This is a genomic window from Roseovarius sp. MS2 (assembly GCF_051447875.1).
Lineage (GTDB): Bacteria > Pseudomonadota > Alphaproteobacteria > Rhodobacterales > Rhodobacteraceae > Roseovarius > Roseovarius mucosus_A.
The window spans coordinates 2,111,994-2,134,605 of sequence record NZ_JBKHVF010000001.1; the positions used below are offsets into that span (position 1 = coordinate 2,111,994).

16 protein-coding genes and 3 pseudogenes are annotated in these 22,612 nt (G+C 57.1%); 12 read left to right on the forward strand and 7 right to left on the reverse strand.

What is annotated here, in order from left to right:
- Positions 1-89: 89 nt before the first annotated feature.
- Positions 90-905: a hypothetical protein gene (locus tag ACLGGT_RS10395; protein WP_437195980.1), complete on the forward strand. Its 816-nt coding sequence runs from the start codon at positions 90-92 to the stop codon at positions 903-905.
- 890 nt (positions 906-1,795) lie between these two features.
- Here the strand turns inward: ACLGGT_RS10395 and ACLGGT_RS10400 are convergent.
- The 3 genes from ACLGGT_RS10400 to ACLGGT_RS10410 are packed head-to-tail and all read right to left on the reverse strand — an operon-like array spanning position 1,796 to position 4,033.
- Positions 1,796-2,524 carry a hypothetical protein gene (locus ACLGGT_RS10400; protein WP_437195981.1) on the reverse strand — a complete coding sequence of 243 codons (729 nt, stop codon included), beginning with the start codon at positions 2,522-2,524 and terminating at the stop codon, positions 1,796-1,798.
- Positions 2,521-3,153, reverse strand: coding sequence for a hypothetical protein (locus ACLGGT_RS10405; RefSeq protein ID WP_437195982.1), 633 nt, complete (start codon positions 3,151-3,153; stop codon positions 2,521-2,523). The genes ACLGGT_RS10400 and ACLGGT_RS10405 overlap by 4 nt, the downstream gene beginning before the upstream one ends.
- Positions 3,146-4,033 (reverse strand): exonuclease domain-containing protein, encoded by an 888-nt coding sequence (locus ACLGGT_RS10410; protein ID WP_437195983.1) that lies wholly within the window; start codon positions 4,031-4,033, stop codon positions 3,146-3,148. Before ACLGGT_RS10410 ends, ACLGGT_RS10405 begins: the two co-directional genes overlap by 8 nt.
- 232 nt (positions 4,034-4,265) lie before the next feature.
- Here ACLGGT_RS10410 and ACLGGT_RS10415 point away from each other — a divergent pair, with 232 nt between their 5' ends.
- From ACLGGT_RS10415 to ACLGGT_RS10430, 4 genes and pseudogenes are all read left to right on the forward strand, one after another.
- On the forward strand, positions 4,266-6,698 hold the full coding sequence (locus ACLGGT_RS10415; protein WP_437195984.1) for a TerB N-terminal domain-containing protein: 2,433 nt from the start codon (positions 4,266-4,268) through the stop codon (positions 6,696-6,698).
- Between the two features lies 1 nt (position 6,699).
- On the forward strand, positions 6,700-8,007 hold the full coding sequence (locus tag ACLGGT_RS10420; protein WP_437195985.1) for an ATP-binding protein: 1,308 nt from the start codon (positions 6,700-6,702) through the stop codon (positions 8,005-8,007).
- Between the two features lie 9 nt (positions 8,008-8,016).
- Entirely contained in the window at positions 8,017-10,200 is a 2,184-nt protein-coding gene (locus ACLGGT_RS10425) for a DEAD/DEAH box helicase (protein ID WP_437195986.1), read from the forward strand.
- A 202-nt stretch (positions 10,201-10,402) separates the two neighbouring features.
- Positions 10,403-10,666, forward strand: a pseudogene (locus ACLGGT_RS10430) (transposase); the annotation flags it as partial.
- 234 nt (positions 10,667-10,900) lie between these two features.
- Here the strand turns inward: ACLGGT_RS10430 and ACLGGT_RS10435 are convergent.
- Positions 10,901-11,950: an IS110 family transposase gene (locus tag ACLGGT_RS10435; RefSeq protein WP_437195987.1), complete on the reverse strand. Its 1,050-nt coding sequence runs from the start codon at positions 11,948-11,950 to the stop codon at positions 10,901-10,903.
- Between the two features lie 74 nt (positions 11,951-12,024).
- Between ACLGGT_RS10435 and ACLGGT_RS10440 the strand changes: the two are divergent.
- Positions 12,025-12,846, forward strand: a pseudogene (locus ACLGGT_RS10440) (IS3 family transposase); the annotation flags it as partial.
- Between the two features lie 523 nt (positions 12,847-13,369).
- Positions 13,370-13,744, forward strand: coding sequence for an N-6 DNA methylase (locus ACLGGT_RS10445; RefSeq protein ID WP_437195988.1), 375 nt, complete (start codon positions 13,370-13,372; stop codon positions 13,742-13,744).
- A gap of 12 nt (positions 13,745-13,756) precedes the next feature.
- Here ACLGGT_RS10445 and ACLGGT_RS10450 read toward each other — a convergent pair whose 3' ends face one another.
- Positions 13,757-16,750, reverse strand: coding sequence for a DUF3427 domain-containing protein (locus tag ACLGGT_RS10450; RefSeq protein ID WP_437195989.1), 2,994 nt, complete (start codon positions 16,748-16,750; stop codon positions 13,757-13,759).
- Between the two features lie 325 nt (positions 16,751-17,075).
- Here ACLGGT_RS10450 and ACLGGT_RS10455 point away from each other — a divergent pair, with 325 nt between their 5' ends.
- From ACLGGT_RS10455 to ACLGGT_RS10470, 4 genes are all read left to right on the forward strand, one after another.
- Entirely contained in the window at positions 17,076-18,320 is a 1,245-nt protein-coding gene (locus ACLGGT_RS10455) for a DNA cytosine methyltransferase (RefSeq protein ID WP_437195990.1), read from the forward strand.
- On the forward strand, positions 18,317-19,087 hold the full coding sequence (locus ACLGGT_RS10460; RefSeq protein WP_437195991.1) for a GIY-YIG nuclease family protein: 771 nt from the start codon (positions 18,317-18,319) through the stop codon (positions 19,085-19,087). Before ACLGGT_RS10455 ends, ACLGGT_RS10460 begins: the two co-directional genes overlap by 4 nt.
- A 133-nt stretch (positions 19,088-19,220) precedes the next feature.
- Complete coding sequence (dgt, locus tag ACLGGT_RS10465; protein ID WP_437195992.1) at positions 19,221-20,585, forward strand: dGTP triphosphohydrolase; 1,365 nt, start codon at positions 19,221-19,223, stop codon at positions 20,583-20,585.
- 95 nt (positions 20,586-20,680) lie between these two features.
- Positions 20,681-20,824, forward strand: coding sequence for a hypothetical protein (locus ACLGGT_RS10470; RefSeq protein WP_437195993.1), 144 nt, complete (start codon positions 20,681-20,683; stop codon positions 20,822-20,824).
- Here the strand turns inward: ACLGGT_RS10470 and ACLGGT_RS10475 are convergent.
- Together ACLGGT_RS10475 and ACLGGT_RS10480 are read right to left on the reverse strand one after the other, a co-directional pair.
- A pseudogene (locus tag ACLGGT_RS10475) lies at positions 20,812-21,750 on the reverse strand (IS3 family transposase); the annotation flags it as partial. The gene ACLGGT_RS10470 and the pseudogene ACLGGT_RS10475 overlap by 13 nt on opposite strands.
- Complete coding sequence (locus ACLGGT_RS10480; protein WP_437195341.1) at positions 21,735-22,001, reverse strand: transposase; 267 nt, start codon at positions 21,999-22,001, stop codon at positions 21,735-21,737. The pseudogene ACLGGT_RS10475 and the gene ACLGGT_RS10480, both read right to left, overlap by 16 nt.
- Before the next feature lie 15 nt (positions 22,002-22,016).
- Here ACLGGT_RS10480 and ACLGGT_RS10485 point away from each other — a divergent pair, with 15 nt between their 5' ends.
- Entirely contained in the window at positions 22,017-22,610 is a 594-nt protein-coding gene (locus tag ACLGGT_RS10485) for a hypothetical protein (protein WP_437195994.1), read from the forward strand.
- The last annotated feature ends 2 nt before the right edge of the window (positions 22,611-22,612 follow it).

Below are 22,612 nucleotides of genomic sequence, written 5' to 3' on the forward strand. Positions count from 1 at the left end.
GTTGTGGCAAGGATGCTGCCCTCCAAGTCCTTGCCGCCACCCCGCGCCGATTACTTGACTGAATTCCCTCTATTGAAAGGACCACGCCCATGACCGCAGTAATCTCCCCATCCAAGAGGACATGCAAAACGCGTCTCCTGCCGCTGGCGGTCTTGTCGGCAATGGTTGCAACGCCAGCATTGGCTTTTGACCTCACGCCCACCATTGATCCGCAAGAGGTGAGCGTCGACCACCCGTATCAGATCATCGGTCTGGCACCCGGAGCCAGCTATGCCGAGATCGCCGCGGCAGCCAGTGAGCGGGGCATTCCGCTCTATGAACAGCGTGGTGTCATGACCATCAACCATCCGGATGCCAAGATTGGCCTCGATGTGGCCTATGGCTTTCAGACGACCGGTTACGATAACCCCTATCTTTACCAGAACGAGACCGAATATGAATTCATGCAGGGCTTCTTGTCTACGGATGCCACGGGCAATGCTGCCGTGTCTGTGTCGCGCAGTCTGGGGATCCCCTTGCCGAAGGCACCTAGTCTGGAAGCAGTGCGCAAACAGGTGATCGACCAGTTTGGGGAGCCCACGCTTGTTGACAAGGATTTGGGCTTTGATCGGGCCATCTGGATTCACGATGTCGACGGGGCGAAGATCGCGCCGGGCACTATAGATGCAATGCCCGAGAATTGTGGCGGCCCTGCGCAATTCACACTGGTGGATCCTGAGGCGGTCGAAACCGGATGCTCGGTCACCTACGAAGTCGCGTTCAAGCAGATGCAGTCCCATACCCTGATCCGGTTCACCATTGTCGACTACCTCCTGCGCGACACCGACCGTGTCGAGGCCGCGAGACAGATCAATGCGGAGATCGCGGGGATTGGCGATGATGAGGCGTCAGATCTCGACCTCTGATGGGGGGGGCTGGGCGTCTCTTTGAACCGCGATCGGGGATCTGGCCGAGGCTGTTCGCACAGAAGGACCATGAGCGCGACTGAGGCGACGACTACCCCGGACCTTTAATGGCGTGAGATCTGCCGACTGTGGGGCGTTCAGATCGGGCTGAATATGGATCGGATACTGTGAAGTTTTCCACCATCCTCGGCTCTTCTTTTGGCCCATCCGTCGGTAAAACTCGTCTGGAATCGAGCTTGGATTTCGAAACTTTTCTTGACTTTCCGCCGTTTATTTCCGCGAGAATCACAGGTTTAAGGGCTACGTCAGTTCGAAAAGTTCGGCGAATTTTGAATATTTCGGAGCGATCTACGGCTCTGTAACTCCCCGCCAGACTCGGCAGAGAAAAACCGCTCAGGCCACCATTTTGAGCTTTCTTGTGTGGTTTTCAGTGGCATCCATTTCTGCTTGGTTCGGTAATCTTTCTCTTGTCTGCCCGTTTCGCCCTGAGCTTTTTGATTAACCCTATATTGTCGAACATCAAATTTTATAAACTCTGTTTTACGGATAGTTGGGGAAGCCTGCAGAATCCAGATTCACTATAGATAAATGCCGGAAACCGGCAATTGTCGCCAATCTATGCCGCCAAACGTTCCAAAATCGAAATTCGGCCGCTGGATGTCACCAGGAAGCTGCTCACGTTGAACAAAGGGACAATCCGGATCTTCTCATGGGAATAACGGCATCAGACGTGTTGTCTTCAATCCCAAAAAGCGCTGATCGACGCTAATCGGAGCCGGAAGCGTTTACCATAGGCGACAGGCCGTGCGGTGGGCGGGCCATCACCAGAGGCATTTTCAAGTTCTATTCGTGAGCTGATACAGTCGTCATGGCATCGCCATTCGGGCGCATCACAGCATGCTGATCAAGGCGTCGACAGTGACCGCCGTCCCGACGCCGATACCCGCCAGTTCCAGATGTGACCGCATCTGCGCGGGGGACATAGTCCGCCCACCCAAAAATGCGCGGGCCTGCAGGGCGCCGCTGATCAGCGCGGAGGTCACCAGACCGTCCTGAACGAACTCCCCCAGATCGGGGCCGATGATTTCCTCAAAAGTGTCCCGCGTGATCTGCGTGAGGTCCTCGTTCCGGAAGGTCGAGTCCTGCAACCGCTCTCCGAACATTCCTGACAGCAGATCCGTCACCTCGCTGGTCGCCAGCACGTCAATGTCGGGATACCGGGAAAAGTGGTCGATGATCGCGGCAGGATCCTGAACCGCCTTCACCTGCACATTGCCGATGATCTCGCCGCCGATGAAATACTCAAGGTCCGCGCCCGGGTGATTGGTGAGCTCGATGAGCGCGGCGGTCTTTTCATCGCCGTCGAGGTTCTCGGCGCGCGCCACCAGATACTCGTGAAAGATGCCCTTCACGTTCGAGGTGACCCCGTGCATCTGCTCGGGCGTGAGGCCCGTCAGGTAATCCGCCAGTTCCTGATCGGTCGCATCATTGAGGCGGGTCGTTGAGCGGCGTAACGCGTCCAGCACCAGTTCCTGATCGTCCGTCCAGCCAGACCGCTGCCCCGCGACCAACTGACCGAGGGTAATGGCGATGGAGACGATGGCGCTTCGGCGGATCATTTGGGGTCCAGTTTTGTTAGGAGAGTTTGCAGATTGATCAGATGGCCCCGGAGGCGCGCACGATTGTAGATCTTCATCCCGGCAAGTTGACCGCTATCCAAGACATGTTGAACTTCTTCAATCAAAGGCGTCACGCCGATACGGGTAAAAAGGATCAGCTCCTTGTCAGCGACGGTCGCCCCATTGTCGATTGTCTCGCGGATGGACTGGGTCAGCGCATGAATCGCCAGAACGATGGCCTGCTCCCGCTCGGAAAGATTGTCTTGGCGGGATCTGCCCAGAATGGCCCGGCGCAGTTTCACCGATCCATAGATGCCAGCACCCAGTGCCCCCGCGCCGAGCACGACACCACCTGCCGCAACACCACCGCCGACTAGCCCGCCGATCCAGTAGAGCGTGGCGCTGGTTTTGGCCGCGCCGGTGAGGCCTGCGATTGCGGCAGTTGTTGATGCAGTCCCATAGGCACCGACCGCCCCCATAACAGATGTCGCAACCGCAGAGCCGACCGCGGTGCTTGTGGCCGCGCCGACGGCAACGCTGGCCTTGCGGTCCGACACTTGCAGGATGCGTCCGGCGATGGCCGTCAGGAAAGTTTCGATGTCTTTCAGGTGGCGCTGGTTGTCAGTCATCCGAACTGACGAGGTCCAGAAATTCCGTCTCGCCGAGAATCCGGATCGAATGACCGGCGGCGCGCATCTGTTCGGCCTTGCGATGCTTGCTGCTGGTCTTGTGACCGGCCAGAACGGCCAGATCCTGATCGCCGACAACCAGATGGGTCGTGGCCTTGGTGACCGTTCCCCCAACCTCCATACCGTGGCGGGCGGCGAGATCGGCCGCGTCATGGCGCGACAGGCTCAGGCTGCCGGTGAAGACGACAACCGCGCCCATCAAGGGCCCGTCGGGATGCGCGGTGCGCGTCTCGGGTCGGGACCGGCCAAGGGGTGTTCTCCGACCAGATGGGGCGATCAGATCATGGAACGACAGGCCAAGGCGGGCCTCGGCCAGCAACACGACCATCGCGGCGGCGCGGGCGTCTTCGCCTGCGTCGTGGTGATGGAAATCCAGCCGCAAGACCTTTTTCAGATTGCCCAGGCCATGCCCGCCGTTGCCCTTGAGTTCTGGCCATGCGCGCCGAGCGATCTGGACGCTGTCGGACCAGCGGAAATCGGGCGGTTCAAGGCCGCAGGACTGGCAGGACGCGGCAACGGCGCGTTTGTCAAAGCTGCTGTGTTGCACCAGATGATGCCGCGACAGCAGCGGGAACAGATCGCCCAAGGCCTGCCCGAAACGCGGGGCGCCTGCGACATGCTCGGGGCCGATGCCGTGAAGCTGGGTGTTGAAGGCGTCGAACCTTGTGCCGGGGTTCACCAGCGTCGAGAAACTGTAGATGCTGTTGTCGGACGCAACGCAGGCCAGCCCGATCTGGCAAATACTGCAGGCATCGCTACAGGCGGTTTCTACATCCAGCGCGATGAAACGAAAATCGCCATCGGGGATCATGGGGTGCATAGCTGGGTCATTAAATCTCACTAGGGCACCCAAAAGTTCTTCAATATCAGGGGCAAGCGTAGCCTCTTCTAAACACTGATAGCAAGGTGCCAGTTCTTGCCGACCGTGGGGATTTGCATCCACGGTTTTGCTGACGAACGAATGTGCTCGCCATGTCGCTCAACTAAAGGTTGGAAACCAAAAGGGCCAACTGTAGCGTGATCTAAATGGCGTTGTTTAAGAGGGAATCGCATTGAAATTTATTAGGATTGTCTTTTCCCACACGCTGTTTTTCGTTCTTGTTCTGATCATTTCAGCATTCTTCATAGATCATATCAGCGATGGGTCTCTGGTTTTGATTATGTTCGTCGCGCCTGCGGTGTTGGTCTGGCTCTATGAAAAGCGTCGCACCCGGCGGTTGGCTGCGGCACAGCCACTGATCTCAGCAGTTGACGTTGCTAAAGTGACTCCAGCAGCCATCAACGACACATCAGCGGTCACGCGGGCATCCGCAGCGGCGGAATGGCCCAAGATTTCTGCGCCGCCACTTCCGCCAGTGAACAACGCTCCACCGCCCCCAGTTGCGCCAGTTCGAGCTGTGCCACCACCGACCGTCAAAAGTAGTAGGATCCAAGGCTGGGTTGCGAAAGGGCAAACCGTGTCTGTGCGCGGTCGTGAGATCGGGGGCATGGTCTATGTTGGAACCGCGCCCTCGATTGACCGCTACGGCTATGGCGAAAAATGTCGTGCCTATATTGATCCGGGTCTCACAGTCGCCCGCGAAGGGAATGACATCGAGGGTGCGGGAATGCCTTATTGGCCCGGGTATTCCACTATCCCGCCGCAATGCCGGGCGACCTATCTGGATTGGCTCGAAGGTGGCGCTTCGGATGGGTCTTACAATCCCGGTTACATGTTCCTCTATTTTTATGGACTGGAGCGACGGTTCTTCGTCGACAATCCTTCGGTAGAGGAAAAGCGTGATCTGCTGGCGGAGGTGCGGCGCCTTTCGCAGGTCTTTGAAGGCAACCGGTCTGCACAGAGGTATCTCGGCGAGTTCATTCAGCTGGCTGTTGTTTCGACAACCGAGATTGGAGACATTGCACCGGTGTTCGACAATCACGGTTGGGATGTGCCTTTCTCTGTGAAGCTGGCCATCGGCACACAGCTCCTGAGAGGCGAGGCGCTGAATGCCGATTGGGTGCTCAGCTGGTTCTTGTGCCATCCAGAGAAATCCTTGCGGACGTCTGCGAAACGCTGCGCAGAGGAGTTCAGGCTCCTGTTCAAGCTGCGTTTCGGCGAACGCTTCCCCGAAGGCCTCAAGGTTACCAAGCCGCGTAAGATGCTGGAGACACGCTATCAGGCGGCATCGCGTGAATTTGAATGGTTGGGGAAACTGTTGGTAGATGACAAACCGATCCCGGACATATCGGGCCTGCGCAAACCCATCGAGATCGCACAGGAAATCGCAGATGAAGTGATGGAGGATCTGGAGAAGTTCAGCCGATATCTGGGCCGCACACCTGAAGGACGCGGCAGCGTCGAAGCGCATGCCCTTTTACCTGCGGAGCTTCGGGAAATGTTCCCGTCCGAGGAGCTTGAAAAAATCAAGACTTGGGCTGGTGCAATTCTTGGCGCAGGCGGTTTGGTCCCTGTTGGGGATGTCCTGGAACAGCTCGAGGGCACGCGTCCCGAAAAACCGAGTAAGCGACAGCTCACGGGGGTGGCGGACGCCTTGGCGCGGCTCGGGTTTGGTCTTGCTCCGGATCCGCGTTTCGCCTTGAGGTCGCCCAAGGTCGATGAACCTGTCGTCATCTTCGAGCTTGGTGGACCTGTAGAGCAGCTTGAAGACGTCTCAAACGCCTACAAAGCAGCGCTTATGGAACTCGCCCTTGGGTCATTCGTGGCCCATGCAGATGGCACTATTTCGGAAAGCGAAAGAGCGGCACTTCAAGGCCAGGCTGAAAATGTCGAAGGTCTGAGCGACCATGAACAAAGACGGCTTCACGCAAACCTCAAATGGTTTCTTGCCGTTCCCCCCGACATCACGCTTTTGCGCCGCAAGTTGAAAGATTGCGGAGCGGACCAGCAATCTGCGATCCGTGCCGCACTTGTTGGGGCCGCGCTGGCGGACGGCATTGTTCAGCCCGAGGAGGTTGCCGAGATCGAGAAAGTGTATCGCGCGCTAGGTCTCGATCCGAACCTCGTTTACTCCGACCTGCACGCAGGTGAGGTGCCGGATAGTCCGGTGCGCGTACGCGTGGCTCAACCCGGAGCAACCGGTGAAGCGATCCCACCCGAGCCCGCACCGCAGGCGCAAAAGCTCGACACAGCTCGTATTGCGAGCATCAGGCAAGACACTGACCGTGTATCGGCCGTTCTGGCGAATATTTTTACGGGCGAGGAAGAGGCTGAGCCGGAAACAGAGGCACCTTCGCCCCTTGCTGGACTGGACGAGAAGCACACCGCTCTCATTCGCGATGTTGTCACCCGTCCACATTGGTCAGAAGAAGAATTTGCAGAGCTGGCGTCGCGGCATGGATTGATGGTCGCCGGAGCGCTGGAAACATTGAACGAATGGTCCTTTGGCGTTTACGACGAAGCGTTGCTGGATGAGTATGAAGGGTATGACTTGTCTCCCGACGTCGCGGACGCGGTGGCAAACGCATTGGGACAGGAGAATTGATATGTCGAGATTAAAGCCACGGGAACGGGACGCAATTGTTCAGGCGTTGCGCGCTGGTGTCGTGCCGAAACTTGGGCTCCGACACATCCAGGTCGGACGTGTGCGTGAGATCGAAGAATTGGTGAAGGATATGGACCGGATTGCTGATGGCGGGTCAGCGATCCGCTTTGTCATCGGGGAATACGGGTCCGGCAAGACGTTTTTTATGAACCTCATTCGCCTCATCGCTCTTGAAAAGGGCATGGTCGTGATGTTTGCGGATCTGGCACCTGACAGGCGCATCCATGCGACCGGCGGGCAGGCCCGTGGGCTCTATGCTGAAATGGCCCGCAATCTCTCCACCCGCACGAAACCTGATGGTGGCGCATTGGCAAGCGTGGTCGAGCGGTTTGTCTCGCAAGCGCATCGTGACGCCGAGGCGGCTGGAAAGCCCACGGGCACCATGATCCGTGAAAGGCTTAGCCATTTCGAAGAACTGACAGGAGGCTTTGAATTCTCCGAGGTGATCCGCCGGTATTGGGAAGGCCATGAGACGGGCAATGATGAGCTGACCTCGGCCGCCCTGCGCTGGCTTCGAGGCGAATTTGCAACCCGGACCGATGCACGAAAGGCGCTTGGGGTGCGGACCATCATTGATGACGCCAATGTTTATGACCACCTCAAGCTGATGTCGGTCTTCGTGCGCGAGGCGGGATATAAAGGCCTTCTCGTGGGTCTTGACGAGATGGTGAACCTTTACAAGCTATCGTCCTCTCAGGCCCGCAATGCGAATTACGAGCAAATTCTGCGCATCCTGAACGATGTTCTTCAGGGCAGCGCCGAGCATCTGGGGTTCCTGATGGGAGGCACGCCGGAATTCCTAATGAACACGCGCCGCGGGCTCTACAGCTATGAAGCCCTTCAGACGCGGCTGGCCGAGAATAGTTTTGCCCGCGATGGTCTTGTTGATCTCTCGGGGCCTGTGGTCAAACTGGCCAGTCTGACGCCTGAAGATCTGTTTGTGCTTTTGTCCAACATCCGCAGCATCATGCAGGAAGAAGAAAACGCACTGCCTGATGAAGCGCTTGAGGCGTTCATGACCCATTGCTCCGAGCGTATAGGTGAGGCGTATTTTCGAACGCCGCGCAATACGGTCACAGCATTCGTAAACCTGTTGGCGGTTCTGGATCAAAACGCCGGTGTCGCATGGCATGATTTGATTGAGAGGATTGAGGTTGCAGCGGATCAGGGCGATGACATGTCCGATCTCGACGAGGCTGCCGGAGTGCGCCCGGATGGTGAAGATGAACTGACAAGCTTTCGGCTTTGAGTTGATCCTGTGACGCAGGCTTTTGAGAAACTGGCACGCCCGATCCAGAAGTGGATCAGGGCGCAAGGCTGGCAGGAACTCCGCCACATCCAGTCGCAAGCCGTTCATGCGATTGTCGGCGGTGATGCAGATCTGATCATTGCCGCGACAACAGCGGGTGGCAAGACGGAGGCCGCGTTCTTGCCACTGATCTCGCAGGTCCTCGATGCTCCGACACAGCTGGGCGGGTTTGATCTGCTGTATATCGGCCCACTCAAGGCCTTGATCACCGATCAGGCGGGTCGTCTGGAAGACATCTGTCGCGAGGTAGAGCTACCCGTGACGCCTTGGCATGGCGATGTTTCTGCTTCGGTAAAAACTCGTGCATTGAAATCCCCGCGCGGCATTCTTCTGATCACGCCTGAATCCCTTGAGGCACTGTTTATCCGCCGTGGACTGGAAATACCCCGCCTCTTTGGTGCGACAAGGACCATCATCATTGATGAGTTGCACACCGTTTTGGATAGCGAACGCGGGGTGCAGATGCGTTCGCTACTGACGCGTATGGAGCTTGCTGTAGGGCACCCGATACGGCGCATTGGTCTGTCCGCGACCCTGGGTGACATGAAACTGGCCCGCGCCTATCTGCGCCCCGACGATCCAGCGGCTGTGGAACTGCTGGAGGCTGAGGGGGGCGAAGCTGAACTTTTGCTTCAGTTGCGGGGGTATATCTCTGGCGACCAGGATACAGAAACCGAGTCAGCGACCCGCCAGATAGCCAGCCATCTTTTCAAACACCTGCGCGGTAGCGACAATCTGGTTTTTGCGGGGTCTCGCCAATCCGTCGAGATTTACGCCGATCAACTGCGCAACCTGTGCGAAGATGAGCGGCTGCCTCAGGAGTTTTATCCCCATCACGCCAGCCTGTCGCGCGACCATCGTGATTTTGTAGAGCGCCGTTTGAAAGACGGATCAAAACCGACCACGGCGATTTGCACTTCAACGCTGGAACTGGGGATCGACATCGGGGATGTGGCCTGTGTTGCCCAGATTGGTGCCCCGTTCAGTGTGGCATCTCTACGGCAGCGTCTGGGCCGCTCGGGCCGGCGCGCGGGGCAGCCCGCCGTTCTGCGCCAATATGCAGTCGAGACGCGATTGACCCCTGAAAGCAACTATATTGATCGGCTTCGTCTCGGGTTGATCCGCGCTGTTGCGATGATTGATCTCCTACTTGAGGGCTGGTGTGAACCGCCCAAAGCTCAAGCCCTTCATTTGTCGACGCTTGTTCATCAGATACTTTCGGTGATCGCCGAACGCGGGGGCGCGTCAGCGGGAAGACTCTACCGTGTTTTGTGCCAGGAAGGCCCATTCAAGGCTGTTGAGACGCCAGTGTTCATGGACGTTCTAAGGGCCATTGGTGATCCCGAAACCGGCTTGATTGAACAGAGCGGTGACGGGCTGCTGCTGTTGGGTCGGGTTGGCGAAAAGCTGGTCGAACATTACAGCTTCTACGCAGTTTTCCAGACGCCCGAAGAATACCGACTGATCTCTGGTGGCAAAGAACTGGGAACGCTTCCCATCGTGAACGTCATGGCACCCGGCATGATGATCATATTTTCCGGTCGGCGATGGGTCATTCAGGAAGTTGACGACCGCGACAAGGTGATCATGGTGACCCCGTCCAAAGGTGGCACGCCCCCGATCTTTGGCGGCGATCCCGGTGATATCCATGACGTGGTGATCCAGAGGATGTTCAAGGTGCTGGAAGGCGACGATGCACCAACATACATGGACCAAGCGGCCCGTGATCTCTTGGATGAAGCCCGGCGGCACTACGCCGAGCTGGGTTTTGCGACATCGTCCATATCGGCCTTGAGTGAACGCAGCTATGCGATCGCCACCCGTGTAGGAACTGTAAAGACAAACACGCTTGCTCTAGCATTCAGAGGCTTGGGCTTTGCAGTTGAAACCCACGATGGCTTTGTGTCGGTTGTTGCACAGGATGAAACGACTGATTTGAGAAGCGTCTTGCACGGAATAGCGACTGGCGGCGAGATCGAGTTATTCAGTGATCAGACCAATTTGATATTTGAGAAGTTTCACCCATACCTGACGCGCGATCTGCTCCAAGCAGATGCGCTGTCTGCGAGGGTAGACCAAAGTTCATTGGGAAAAGTATGCAGCGGAATCATCCAGAATCTGCTCGTCGAATAAATTAGAGTATTGCCTCAGATGTGGCGTGTTTTCGCGCCCTCAACAGAGCATTTTCGGAAGGCCTTAGCTATCGGTGAACCCAACAATCGTCGCAAGCGGGTCGGAATACGGCCTCTCATCACGCCGCCCAGCGGTAATCCCCCCGCATTTAAGGGGCTGCAAAAGTAGAATTTTCTCGGCAAGATGAACGAGGAGATTTCGAATGAAGACAAGCAGATACACTGAGGCGCAGATCATCGCGATCCTGCGGCGAGCCGAAGGCGGTGTGCCGGTGGCAGAACTGTGCCGCGAGCATGGAATGAGCGACGCGTCGTTTTACAAGTGGCGGGCCAAGTATGGCGGCATGGACGCGTCAATGGTCAGCCAGATGAAGGCGATGGAAGAAGAGAACCGGCGGCTGAAGCGGATGTATGCGGACCTGAGCATGCAGAACGACTTGCTGAAGGAAGCCCTAGGAAAAAATGTATGGTCCGCCCCGCTATTGCAAGGTTTTTTGGGTGACGCACCGGCTTGCGTAAATGTATCCGGCCTCTGATCAGTCAGCCGCTTTTGGCGACAAGGCCTTGATGAGATCCGCTCCTCGGGTTCCAGATTAGTGGCACGGGATCGTGTCCCGTTTTTTTGCGCGTGGCTTACCCGTGGTCGATCAACCGTTTGGTCATCACTTCCCTTGCAATAGGTGTTGCGGTGAAGGGTCAGCTCAGGCAGCTGCGCCTTTTGACCGCAAATAGACGGTGCCGGGTTGTGTCAGGATCGCCCAGACGATGCGCGTCAGCTTGTTGGCCAGGGCAACGACTGCCTTGTTGCGATGGGTTCGGGCCTCCAGTGCATTCAGCCAACGTCCCAAGGCATGACTTGCGCGGTTGAGGTGCAGAAAGCAGGATCGCGCCCCGTGGATGATCAGACGGCGCACATATCCGTTTCCGCGCTTGCTGATCCCGAGCAGGGTCTGCTTTCCTCCCGTCGAATGTTCTGCTGGCACGAGGCCAAGCCACGCCGCCATGTCTCGCGCTTTGCGGAATTGCTTACCGTCCCCTGCTGCCGCCACAAGCGCTGTTGCGCCCAAGGCTCCGATGCCCGGAATGGTCAGCAACCTGCGGATCGTCTTGTCCTGATTGGCAATGGCTTCGATCCGGGCGCTCAAGGCTTTGACCCGGTTCTCAATATAGGCGAGGTCATCCAGTAGGTCGTTCAGCAAATCTCGCATGGTCTTGGTCAGATCATTCGTCAGGTTGCCAAGGTGACGGCGGATGTCGGCGTAGAAGCCGCCAGCCCCGACGCGCATGGCCAGCCCATATTCGATGCAGAAGGCCCGCGCCTGATTCATCAGCCCGGTGCGCTCACTGACAAGCCGGTCCCGGATACGGTGGAGCGCCTGAAGGTCAACTTGCTCCGCGGTTCGTGCTTCGACAAATCGCATCGTCGGCCTGGTCACGGCCTCGGCAATCGCCGCGGCATCGACCGTGTCGGTCTTGTTCGACTTCACATAGGGTTTTACGAACCGGGCCGGGATGATGCGGGCATCATGCCCCGTTTGGATGAGCTTTCGCGCCAACCATTGCGATCTCGGACAAGCTTCCATGCCGATCAAGGCCTTGGGTGCCAGATCAAAGAAGGACTGCAGGGTGTCACGCGCAAACTTGGCACGTTGGATCACAGCACCCTCGCGGTTTACGGCCACAACGTGGAAAACGCTTTTACCGATGTCGATCCCATAGGCGAAGGCTTCAGGCAGGGGTTTGGTTCGCATCCTTTCTCTCCTTTTGGTTTGCGATGCAGCAATACTGACGCTGGGGTGCGGGGCGGACCATCCCATTAGTAGATCGGCCATCTCAGCGCCGCGAGATGGCCGAAACGGCGGTGGAACGGCGGGGGGTAAGCATCGCGTTGGCGTGCCGGGCCTTTGGGGTCAGCGAGACCTGCTATCGTTACAGCCCAAAGCTGAAGGCCGAGAACGAGGTGATCGCCGATCTGCTGACGGGGCTGACGGATGCGCGCAAGACTTGGGGGTTTGGCCTATGTTTCCTGCATCTGCGCAACGTCAAGGGTCACCCTTGGAACCACAAACGCGTCTATCGGATCTACTGTGAGCTGGACCTGAACCTGCGGATCAAGCCCCGAAAGCGGCTGAAACGGGAGAAGCCCGATGTGCTGGCGGTGCCGGACGCGCCGAATGTGACCTGGTCGATGGATTTCATGGCTGACAGGTTGGGTGACGGTCGCGCGTTCCGACTGCTGAACGTGCTTGATGACTTCAATCGTGAAGGACTGGGGATCGAGGTCGATTTCTCGCTGCCCGCCGAACGGGTCATCCGTAGCCTGGACAGGATCATCGAATGGCGGGGAAAACCGGGCACAATCAGGGTCGACAATGGCCCCGAATACATAAGCGAAACGCTGAGAAAATGGGCTGAAAAACATGCTGTTACGATCCAGCACATCCAACCCGGACAGCCCCAGCAGAACGCCTATGTAGAGCGCTACAACCGGACGGTTCGGCATGAGTGGCTGGATCAATACATCATCGAAAGCATAGAGGAGGCACAGGACCAGGCCACACAATGGCTCTGGACTTACAACAACGACCGCCCGAACATGGGCATTGGCGGTATCACCCCCGCCATGAAACTGAAAATGGCCGCGTGAATTCTACGGAGGCACCCCGTTAAAAAGGGGGAGATTACCGTCGGACAGCCAGACTTTGAGATTATGTTTTACGGATAGTTGAGAGAGGTCAACAGTTTTAAGTCATCGTCGATCCTGAGGCCTCGTGGCCTTCGAAAAAAGCCCCTCACGCATCGCCGGACGCATGGCCCATTGTTCAGGGCAGTCGGCAGTTTTATCTACAGCGTTTCGTGTTAAAGGCCCCACCGCAGACTGTGGATCGGCCGTCGCTGAATTTCTGTTTTACCACACTCTTGGCCCCCCTACTGAGTCCTTCAGTAACCCCTCCAAGTTGGGGAACGACCGTAGATAAATTCCGGAAATCGGCATTTATCTACGGCCGTTCTGGAAAATTGGGGAAATTCCTGTCAGGTAGGACAGAGTTTTACCCACAGTCGTTCACACGCCGGTCCGCCTGACGGATGGTTGGTCCATCTGTTTTATAACTACAGTGATTCACAAAGTTGCCCTTGGCCGTGCTGGCCGCTTCTGCGATGATCCGCGCATGAACTTGATCAAGTCCAAACAACGTGTTGTCGACCATGGCGAGGTGTTCACCCCGGTCTGGATGGTGGATGCCATGCTGGACCTCGTCGGCGGCGAGGCCGACCGCATCGACTCGCGGTTTCTGGAGCCCGCTTGCGGCAGCGGCAACTTTCTGGTGCGTGTGCTGCGGCGCAAGCTGGCTGCTGTCGAGGTGAAGTTCGGAAAATCGGATTTTGAGAGGCGGCATTACGCCCTGCTTGGGTTGATGTGCATCTATGGGATCGAACTGCTTTCCGACAATATTTCCGAAGCCCGTGACAATCTTTTGGCGATCTTTTGGAAGTATTTGAGCTTTGACCCGGTGGAAAACGTGAACTGCCAGGTAGCGCGATAACGTTGGCCCAAGCTACGGCACCCGGAGCATCTTGCGGAAATGCTCTGGCACCGGTTCCGGCAGATCCCAATCAATGGTGATCGGTTTCTCACCCTGCCACCCCACAAAGCGTGGCACCCCCAGATAGAGGAAAGGCGCGGCGGTCTTGCCGCGTAGCTTTTCACTGCGCACGAAAAGATGGACGCGGTGCTCTGGCATCTGGCCGGACAGGATCTGGCCATGCCGACCTTCCTGCCGGGTTTGACTTTGGCTTTGCCACTGCATGCGCGTGGGCGACAGAAAACGATCTTCATAATGGTTGCCGACGGACATGCTTCCCTTTTGCAACGTGGTAAGCAGCACCGTATCTTTGCCTGTCGTTACGATGCCGGAATTCCAGTTCCCCGGGTTGAAGACCGTGCCGAAGAGCGGCGGGATGTCTTCGCGCATATATTCATGCCAGAGCTTTGGTCCGGTCAGAAATGCGCGCCCGGCCTCATCAATCTCATTTCGAGCAAGCGGGGCCCCACTCACATCGGCAAGCTTCCAGTCGATCAGTTCCGACAGGAGATCGGTGAGCCCTGTCGCCTCAGGCCGACGTATCGCAAGCTTTCCACCTTCAGTCCGGTATTCTGGGCTCATCGCCCAGTGCCGCCAAGCAGCTTCCAGCTGGTTCGGGCTGAGGGTCATGTTGCGTCGCATCGCTGCAAGTGTGGATTTCTGGATCAAACGGTCTTGCACTTCGCCGTCGGCAAGATCTGGCAGCAGCGCCAAAAGAAGGACCAAAGGCGCGGCGTCTGGGAAAGTGGAGCGTTCAACTCCTTGCAACAGCGCTTTGTGTATCTGCGCCGCATCGGGGACGGCATCCCCCATATCGCGCACGAAATCGAACCAACTGCCGTGACCCGTGCGCGCTGGGTGAAACCCTGCCTGGGCAAACTCTGTGGGGGTCGGGCGTTCGCCCAACCGGATGCGGAAATCCTGATACCAGGCCTCACCCTCATTTCCGCCGTTCTGGAGTCTCAGCATGGCGCGCAGAAAATCCAGGGCCTCAAGATCATAGGTGACCTCACATCCTGGTGGCAGATCGAGTGTGCCCGAAGTCGCAGCGTCAAGTTTTTGGAACAGAGACCGATCCCCGTCGCTTGCGGCCAGAAGGGCCCGCGCTTTGGTCAAGAAAACCCGGTGATTGCCGATGTAGTCGATCACCCGCAGCACTTTGTCACCATGGCGGCGCAGACCGCGGCCAAGTTGCTGTAAGAAAAGGATCGTGCTTTCAGTTGGGCGCAGCATCAAAACGGTGCCGATGTTTGGCACATCAACGCCCTCGTTGAACATGTCGACGGCGAAGAGAATGTCGAGATTGCCCTTGCCCAAGGCCTCAAGCGAGGTGGTGCGCGGGGCAGAATTCGGTCCGGAATGCACGGCAACGGCGCGGAGCCCTGCGGCTGTGAAATACTCTGCCATGAAATCCGCGTGGCGCTGGGACACACAAAAGCCAATCGCCGGGCCATGCCCATCTTGGCGCAGGTGTTGCAACGCATTTTCAGCGCGGGCTTTGGTCGCAACGGCCTCGGTCAGGGCAGCCTCATCGAACCGGGTGGATCGCCATGGAATTTGGGCATAGTCCACGGCATCCGGCACCCCGAAATAGTGGAACGGCGCCAATAGTCCTTGCGTGATCCCCTGATAGAGGTCGCATCTGAACACAAGATTTTCACCGCAAAGCGACAGCAGATCTCCTCCATCCGTGCGCTCGGGCGTGGCGGTCAGGCCAAGCAAGAAGCGTGGTGTGAAATGGTCCAGAAGCCCGCGATAGCTGGCGGCGGATGCGTGGTGAAATTCATCGACAACGATGTAGTCAAAGTCATCGGGGGCAAAGCGACGCAAGTGATCGACTCGACCGAGGGTTTGAATGGAGGCAAAAATGATCTCGCCGTCTTCCTTGGCTGTGCCGGAATAGCGGCCAAATCGGGCCTCGGGGCGGATCTGGCGATAGGTCGCCATGGCCTGCGCCAGAATTTCCTCGCGATGGGCAACAAACAGCACGCGCTCAAAACTGCGACTGTCAAAAGCGGAAAGCCAGGTCTTGCCAAGGCCGGTGGCCAACACGACGAGACCTGCCTGATGACCATTCTTGCGGGTAGCCTGCAGTGCGTTCAAGGCATTGATCTGAATGCCGTGTGGCTCGGGCACCGACCTGGGCGGTTCAGCATCAGTCATTTTTGTGGCGAACGCTGGCAAAGGCCGCGCCTTTCGCCGGGCTGCATAGTCGTCGATCCACCCATCCGTCAGGGGCACGACACGCCTGTCTGACAACAGCGCGTTGAATGCCGCCTCCACAACCTGCACATCGCCAGCTGCAGCGCTGTGCAGGTTCCATTCCACCCCGTTGGTCAGCGCTGAGCGGCTGAGGTTAGAGCTGCCAACAATCGTTGCACCGCCCGTTTCGGTCGCGCGAAAAAGCCAAGCCTTGGGGTGAAAACTGGTGCCGCGTGTCTCGAACACATGGGCATTTAGCTTGCCAGACAGGCCTTCCTTGTCGAGGTCGCGCAGTTTACGCAGGGCAGAGGGTTCGGTGACATCCAGATAGTCGCCAACCACAAGGCGCAGGTGCCCACCGCGTGTCAGCAGATCCTCAAGCCATGGGAAGATCAGATTAACCCCACTGTCGAGGGCGAAGGCCACGGCGAGGTCAACCGCGTCCGCGCCATCAATATGATGGATCAGATGGGCAAGCAGCGGGTCATCGCCACCTGTGATGAGCCTGCCGAGGTCACTTTCCTGAGGTCCATCCTGCAAATCCAGAACGAAATGACCATTGATAACGTTGGGCCGCAAAACCTGAGCGTTATCCTGCAAGGCGGCAGAAATCAGAGACAACATCGCCAGTTGTTCGGTTCCAGTCAGATGACTCCATTCTGCAACATGACGACCGGGTGCAATGACCTCTCCAAGCGGCCCTGCGCAGCGCAGGGCGGGCAAGCTCAAGGCGCGGGCGCAGATTGGGCAGTCAGGATCGAGCATAGGTGCGGATGTTCCCTTTATCCGGTCACGCTACCAGGCAGGGCGGCCATGTCCAGGCGGGAACAGCGCAGGGGTGGAGTGGGTGCGATTTTTCGGCTTGTAAGGCTGCCGGGGCAAAAGGGCGTCCTGCCTCAAGACTGAGTTGTGCAGCGCCGTTAATCACATGCATGCGCTCGCCAGATTTCTTCTATAACGAGAACATTGTAGGCAGTGCATGACTTGATACTGCACACCAGATTCTTTCATCTAAGCAAGCACTTGTGTCACCTTTGCAGCCAGAAACCCAAGGTCCAGAGCAATGTCATATTGAGTTTTGATGTGCTGCATGGTTTATCTTGGAGAAAGCGAGGGGAAGCCTGTGAGGACTGCCAAAGGAGTGACGCCAACTGCAAGGATGTCTGTCGAGCTTTTCGCGGGGGCAGGTGGGCTGGGTATTGGGCTTGCTCAGGCAGGCTTTGAACCCCTGGTCGTTGTTGAGCACAACAAGTGGTGCTGTGACACCTTGCGGGACAACCACCGAGTTTTGACCGACACCAAAACGTCCGAGGCAAGCGGCGACCGTCCATGGCAGGTGTTAGAAGCTGACGTGAGGAAGGTCGATTTCCGCCAGCACGAAGGAAGGCTGGATCTTGTTTCCGGTGGCCCCCCGTGCCAGCCTTTCTCGCTTGGTGGCCAACACCGCGCTTTTGATGATGCAAGAGACATGTTTCCGCAGGCCGTCCGAGCAGTGCGTGAAGCAAAGCCAAAAGCCTTCGTTTTTGAGAACGTAAAAGGCCTTATGCGGGCATCCTTTCAAAACTATTTTGAATATATTCAGCTACAAATGGAACATCCGGAACTGACCGCGCATAAGTCAGAAGATTGGCAAAGCCATCTCGCTCGCTTGGAGCAGCACCATACCTCAACACGTCGTGGCGGGCTACATTACCGGGTCGTCACGCGCCTTCTGAACTCGGCAAACTACGGCGTCCCGCAGCGCAGAGAACGTGTTCTTTTTGTTGGTTTTCGAGATGACGTTGATGCATGTTGGACCTTCGGAGCAGGTGACTATACCCAAGAAGCATTGGTTTGGGATCAAGTATTCGGCACTTATTGGGATCGCCATAGGGTTGCACTAAGAGATAGACAGCTTGAGGGAAGGGCGTTGCAAATGTCTTTGCGTCTATCGAAGGAAGAGAAGCCGGAAAGTTTGGCGTGGCGCACAACGCGTGATGCAATCGCCGATTTGCCAGAGCCCCAACACGTGAATAAGTCTACCTCAATCATGAATCACGGCTTTCAGGACGGAGCAAAAGCATATCCTGGTCACACCGGATCCTATCTCGATGAACCGTCAAAAACACTTAAGGCGGGCGTTCACGGAGTCCCTGGCGGAGAAAATATGCTCCGCCGTGCGGATGGCTCCGTCCGTTATTTCAGCACGCGTGAAGCCGCCCGGATTCAGACTTTCCCGGACTCATATAAGTTTCACGGTGCGTGGTCCGAATGCATGCGGCAATTGGGCAATGCCGTTCCTGTCGAACTTGCTCGGGTGGTCGGCGAAAGCGTAGCTGAAAAGCTTGATGTATGATGCTGGGATACGATGACCTCGAATTTGATCTGCCGACCGCACTACTTCATGCAATTCTCGGCAAACTTGATACGATAGAGCCGGGTGCTTTGACTGAAGATGCGATTGCTTATCTCCCCGAGGAGCAGGGTATCTATGCGCTCTACCTTAAAGACCCGTTGCGTTTGGTCTATGTTGGCAAAACCGACGGTGAAGCGGGCTTGAGACATCGATTGTTAAGGCATGCGCGAAAACTAGTAGGGCGACAAAATATTGCACCAGGGGACGTCTTGTTTCGTGCCGTTCGGGTTTTTGTTTTTACGGCGATGGACATCGAGAGTGCATTGATTAGCCACCATGGTGGTGTGGCAGCAGTGCCGTGGAACGGATCTGGGTTCGGTTCAAACGATCCTGGGAAAGAACGCGATACCACTACCTACAAGGCGGATCATTGGGATACAAATTATCCCATCATGCTAGATGAGTGCTTTGTTGATTTTGAACCTCGAAGCTATCTTGTCTCCGAAGTAATGCGCCGACTTAAGGCAGGTCTACCTTTTCTGCTCAGGTATGAGCGGCCGGGGAAAGGGAGAAGCTCTTTTCACCCTGATTTTGAGAGTTCGCACATTATTGTCTCCAAGAAAGCGATGACAACCCGCGAAACGCTTGAGGCAGTTATGCTGTCGCTTCCGAAAGGGTGGCACGCAACAGCGGTGCCTAGCCATATAATTGTCTACAAGAATGATCGACGCGCATTTCCAAGCGGCCAGTTGATAGCTCATTCGTGAGTAATCAACCACCGAAACCCTCCTCGCCCGCATCCGCGAAGTGCGGGCCACCGCGCCCAAGGGTAAATGGCGACGGGCAGCGACAACTGGCTAAAGGGCCGCTAACGATTTGATTGACCAAAGGAGTAGTGTGATGGAATGGACCAACCTGCTGTCGAACGAACGGCTTCACGACCCCAAGTATTCGCAGCAACCGAACAGGTCCATTTTCACGCAGGACTATGACCGGATCGTGTTTTCGGAACCGTTCCGGCGCTTGGCTAACAAGACACAGGTGCAGCCGCTCTATGAGCATGACCATGTTCACCACCGCCTGATCCATTCCATCGAAGTCGGCAGCGTCGGGCGATCACTGGCTATGGCGATCGGTCAATGGCTGGTTGAGAAAAATATCATCGAGAAGGGGGAAGAGAACAGCCTCGCCAACATCGTTCAGGCTGCGTGTGCCGCGCATGACATCGGTAACCCGCCCTTCGGCCACTCTGGCGAAAACGCAATTGGTGCCTGGTTTTCGGCAAGGTTTGCAAAGCCAGAGGGCATCTTCAAAGACCTCGACGCGAACTTGAGGGAAGAGTTTTGCGCGTTCGAAGGGAATGCGCAGGGGTTCCGCATCATCGCCAGAACCGAAATGTATCGCAACGATGGCGGTATGCGTCTTTCGAAGGCGGTTCTTGGTGCCTTCATGAAGTATCCCCTCAGCGCTGCGACCAAGAAAGGCCTCGCCGGGGATAGCCGTAAAGATGATGGATACAAGGAAGAAGGATACTTCGGCAAAAGGAAGTTCGGGATATTCAATTCGGAACTGCCGCTGTTTGAAGAAGTCGCTGATACCCTCAAACTGATTAAAGTAGAGGTTGGACCCTACAAATGGTGGAGGCGTCACCCATTGGTTTTCGTGGTCGAGGCGGCAGATGACATCTGCTACAACATCGTCGATCTTGAAGATGCCTTCACAACTGGCGAACTTCAATTCGACGTGGTTCGCGGCGCACTTTTCGAGCTTGCGGATAAGCCCAATAGAGACACCACGGAAATGAGTGAGGCGGAGCAGATCGCCTATCTGCGTGCTGTCAGCATCGGAAAGGGCATCGACAGTTGCCTTGAGGCGTTCAAAGAAAATTACGCTGCCATCATGGCTGGCACCTTTTCCAAGTCCTTGGTTGAAGCCGGCAAATTGAGTGGACAGTTCGCGACGATCAAGAAGCTTGCCGGTGCAAGAATTTTCACTGCCCGGCGAAAGACCGAACTGGAGGTCTCAGGCCACCGTATCATCGGAAACGTCTTGTCGGGCATCCTGCCGGTGTATGAACAGCTTGCAGGTAAGGGTTGGAACAGGGACGGTCTGGACGATCACGCGAAACAGGTTGCACGTGCGCTCGTGCTTGATCTTCGCGGCATTTCTAGCCCAGAGCAGGCTCTGCATGGTATGTCAGACTTCATTTCAGGGATGACGGATAGATACGCCTTGCGGATTTCTCGGATGCTTTCCGGTACCTGAGGGCCGCTGCGGAGATGAGGCCACGAAACAGGGCTTGACTGTGCCGATTTTTTCTACCAACTTGTAGGTCAGAAAAAACGACAAGGGGCAGTTTGATGGCTGGTTACACCGAGACGATCCTGCTAAAAGCACCTTGGGATGTGGATCGCAGGCTTTCAGAGCTTGGCATGACGCGAGAGGGGCTGATCCGCGCGGTTCAGGTTGCCCGTGACGTTGCCCCCAACTTTTATCCAGCGTGAGCGAGACTCCGGGTTTGAGTTTTGCCGTTTTCGGCGGATTGGGCAACGGGGTCTGGCGCGGAGCTTTGCGTATTGCGCAGCGTCAGGCCCCGTTGCGGGGTGAAGGTCTGTGCGAACTCGGCGGGCGTTTGCCAGCCGAGGCGGGAATGGGGGCGTTCGGTGTTGTAGTCCTTGCGCCAGGCGGCCAGCGTGACGCGAGCATGGTTCAGGGACGGAAACAGGGTCTCGTTCAACAGCTCATCGCGTAGTCGACCGTTGAAGCTTTCGATGAAGGCATTCTGGGTCGGCTTGCCTGGCGCGATGTAATGCCAGTCGATCTTGCGGTCATCGGCGAACGTCAGGATCGCGTTCGAGGTGAACTCGGTCCCATTGTCGCTGACCACTGTTCCGGGCTTTCCACGGGCCTCGAACAGCGTCGCCAGTTCACGCGCCACTCTGGCCCCGGACAGCGAAGTGTCGGCGATGAGCGCGAGGCATTCGCGGGTGCAGTCATCGACCACGGTTAGGATTCTGAACCGGCGGCCATCCGTCAGTTGATCGGATACGAAGTCCAACGACCAGCGCTGGTTCGGCATCAACGGCAACACCATCGGGGCCCGTGTTCCCATGGCACGTTTGCGCCCACCGCGACGGCGCACATGCAGCCGCTCTTCGCGGTAGATGCGGAACAGCCGCTTGTGATTGACCTCATGGCCCTCACGCCGCAAAAACACATGCAGACGCCGATAGCCGAACCTGCGGCGAACTCGTGCCAGTTCCTTCAGCCTCTCCCGCAGCGCGGGATCATCCTGCCGGATCGCCTCATAGCGCATCGTCATCCTGCAGCAGCCGATGACCCGACACGCCCGCCGTTCGCTCATCCCGTGGCCTTCCACAAGATGTGCGACCGCTTGCCGCTTCGCGGCGGGCGTCACCATTTTTTTCCGAGCAAGTCTTTCAGAGCCGAGTTGTCCAACATGGCGTCGGCGAGCAGCTTCTTCAGCTTCCCGTTCTCATCCTCAAGCGCCTTCAGACGCTTCGCCTCACTGACATCCATGCCGCCATACTTGGCTTTCCATTTATAGACAGTTGCATCGCTGACACCGTGCTTGCGGCACAGATCGGCCACGGAAATACCCGCCTCATGCTCTTTCAGGATGCCAATGATCTGATCTTCGGTAAATCTGCTGCGCTTCATCTCTGGTCCTTTCGGTTGGGCCAGAGTCTATCTCAAACTGGATTAGATGCAGGGGGCAACGTCACCCGCGCCGAGCGCAACAACGCTACTGATTTGCATCCGGCGAATGCGGCAGGCACGTTTTCCTATCACCATGGCGTGGCTGCGATCCGCCGCGAGTATCTTGGCGGGGTTCATGACAGGCGCAAGGAACCGGATTGGGTGCTTGATCGGCAAGACGGTATTGAGGCGATCCGCAACGATGCGCTTGAGGTCAAGGTGTCTTTTTGCAACGTTGATGTCGCCTGCGGCAAAGAACACCCCAAGCCGCGCTCGGACAAGGGCGCCGGTGCTGAGCGGGCGAGTGGCGCGACATTATTCGAGCACGCCGGGGCCGATGACCTCAAGCCGATGGTTCGCCTGCCGGTCGGTGGTTTTGCACTGTTCTACTTGATGGTAGACCAGCAGGGACGGGCGGAACTGACCCGCCCTGTGATCGCTCGTCGCACGTTTGTTGCGGCAGTTGAGCGGATTTTTCTGATCGAGGATGGCGAAGACGAGGCGACGGTCCTGCCGATCGAAACAGACGGCATCGCGGATGAGTTCGAGCCGCAGATCGTTCGCAAGTAGAG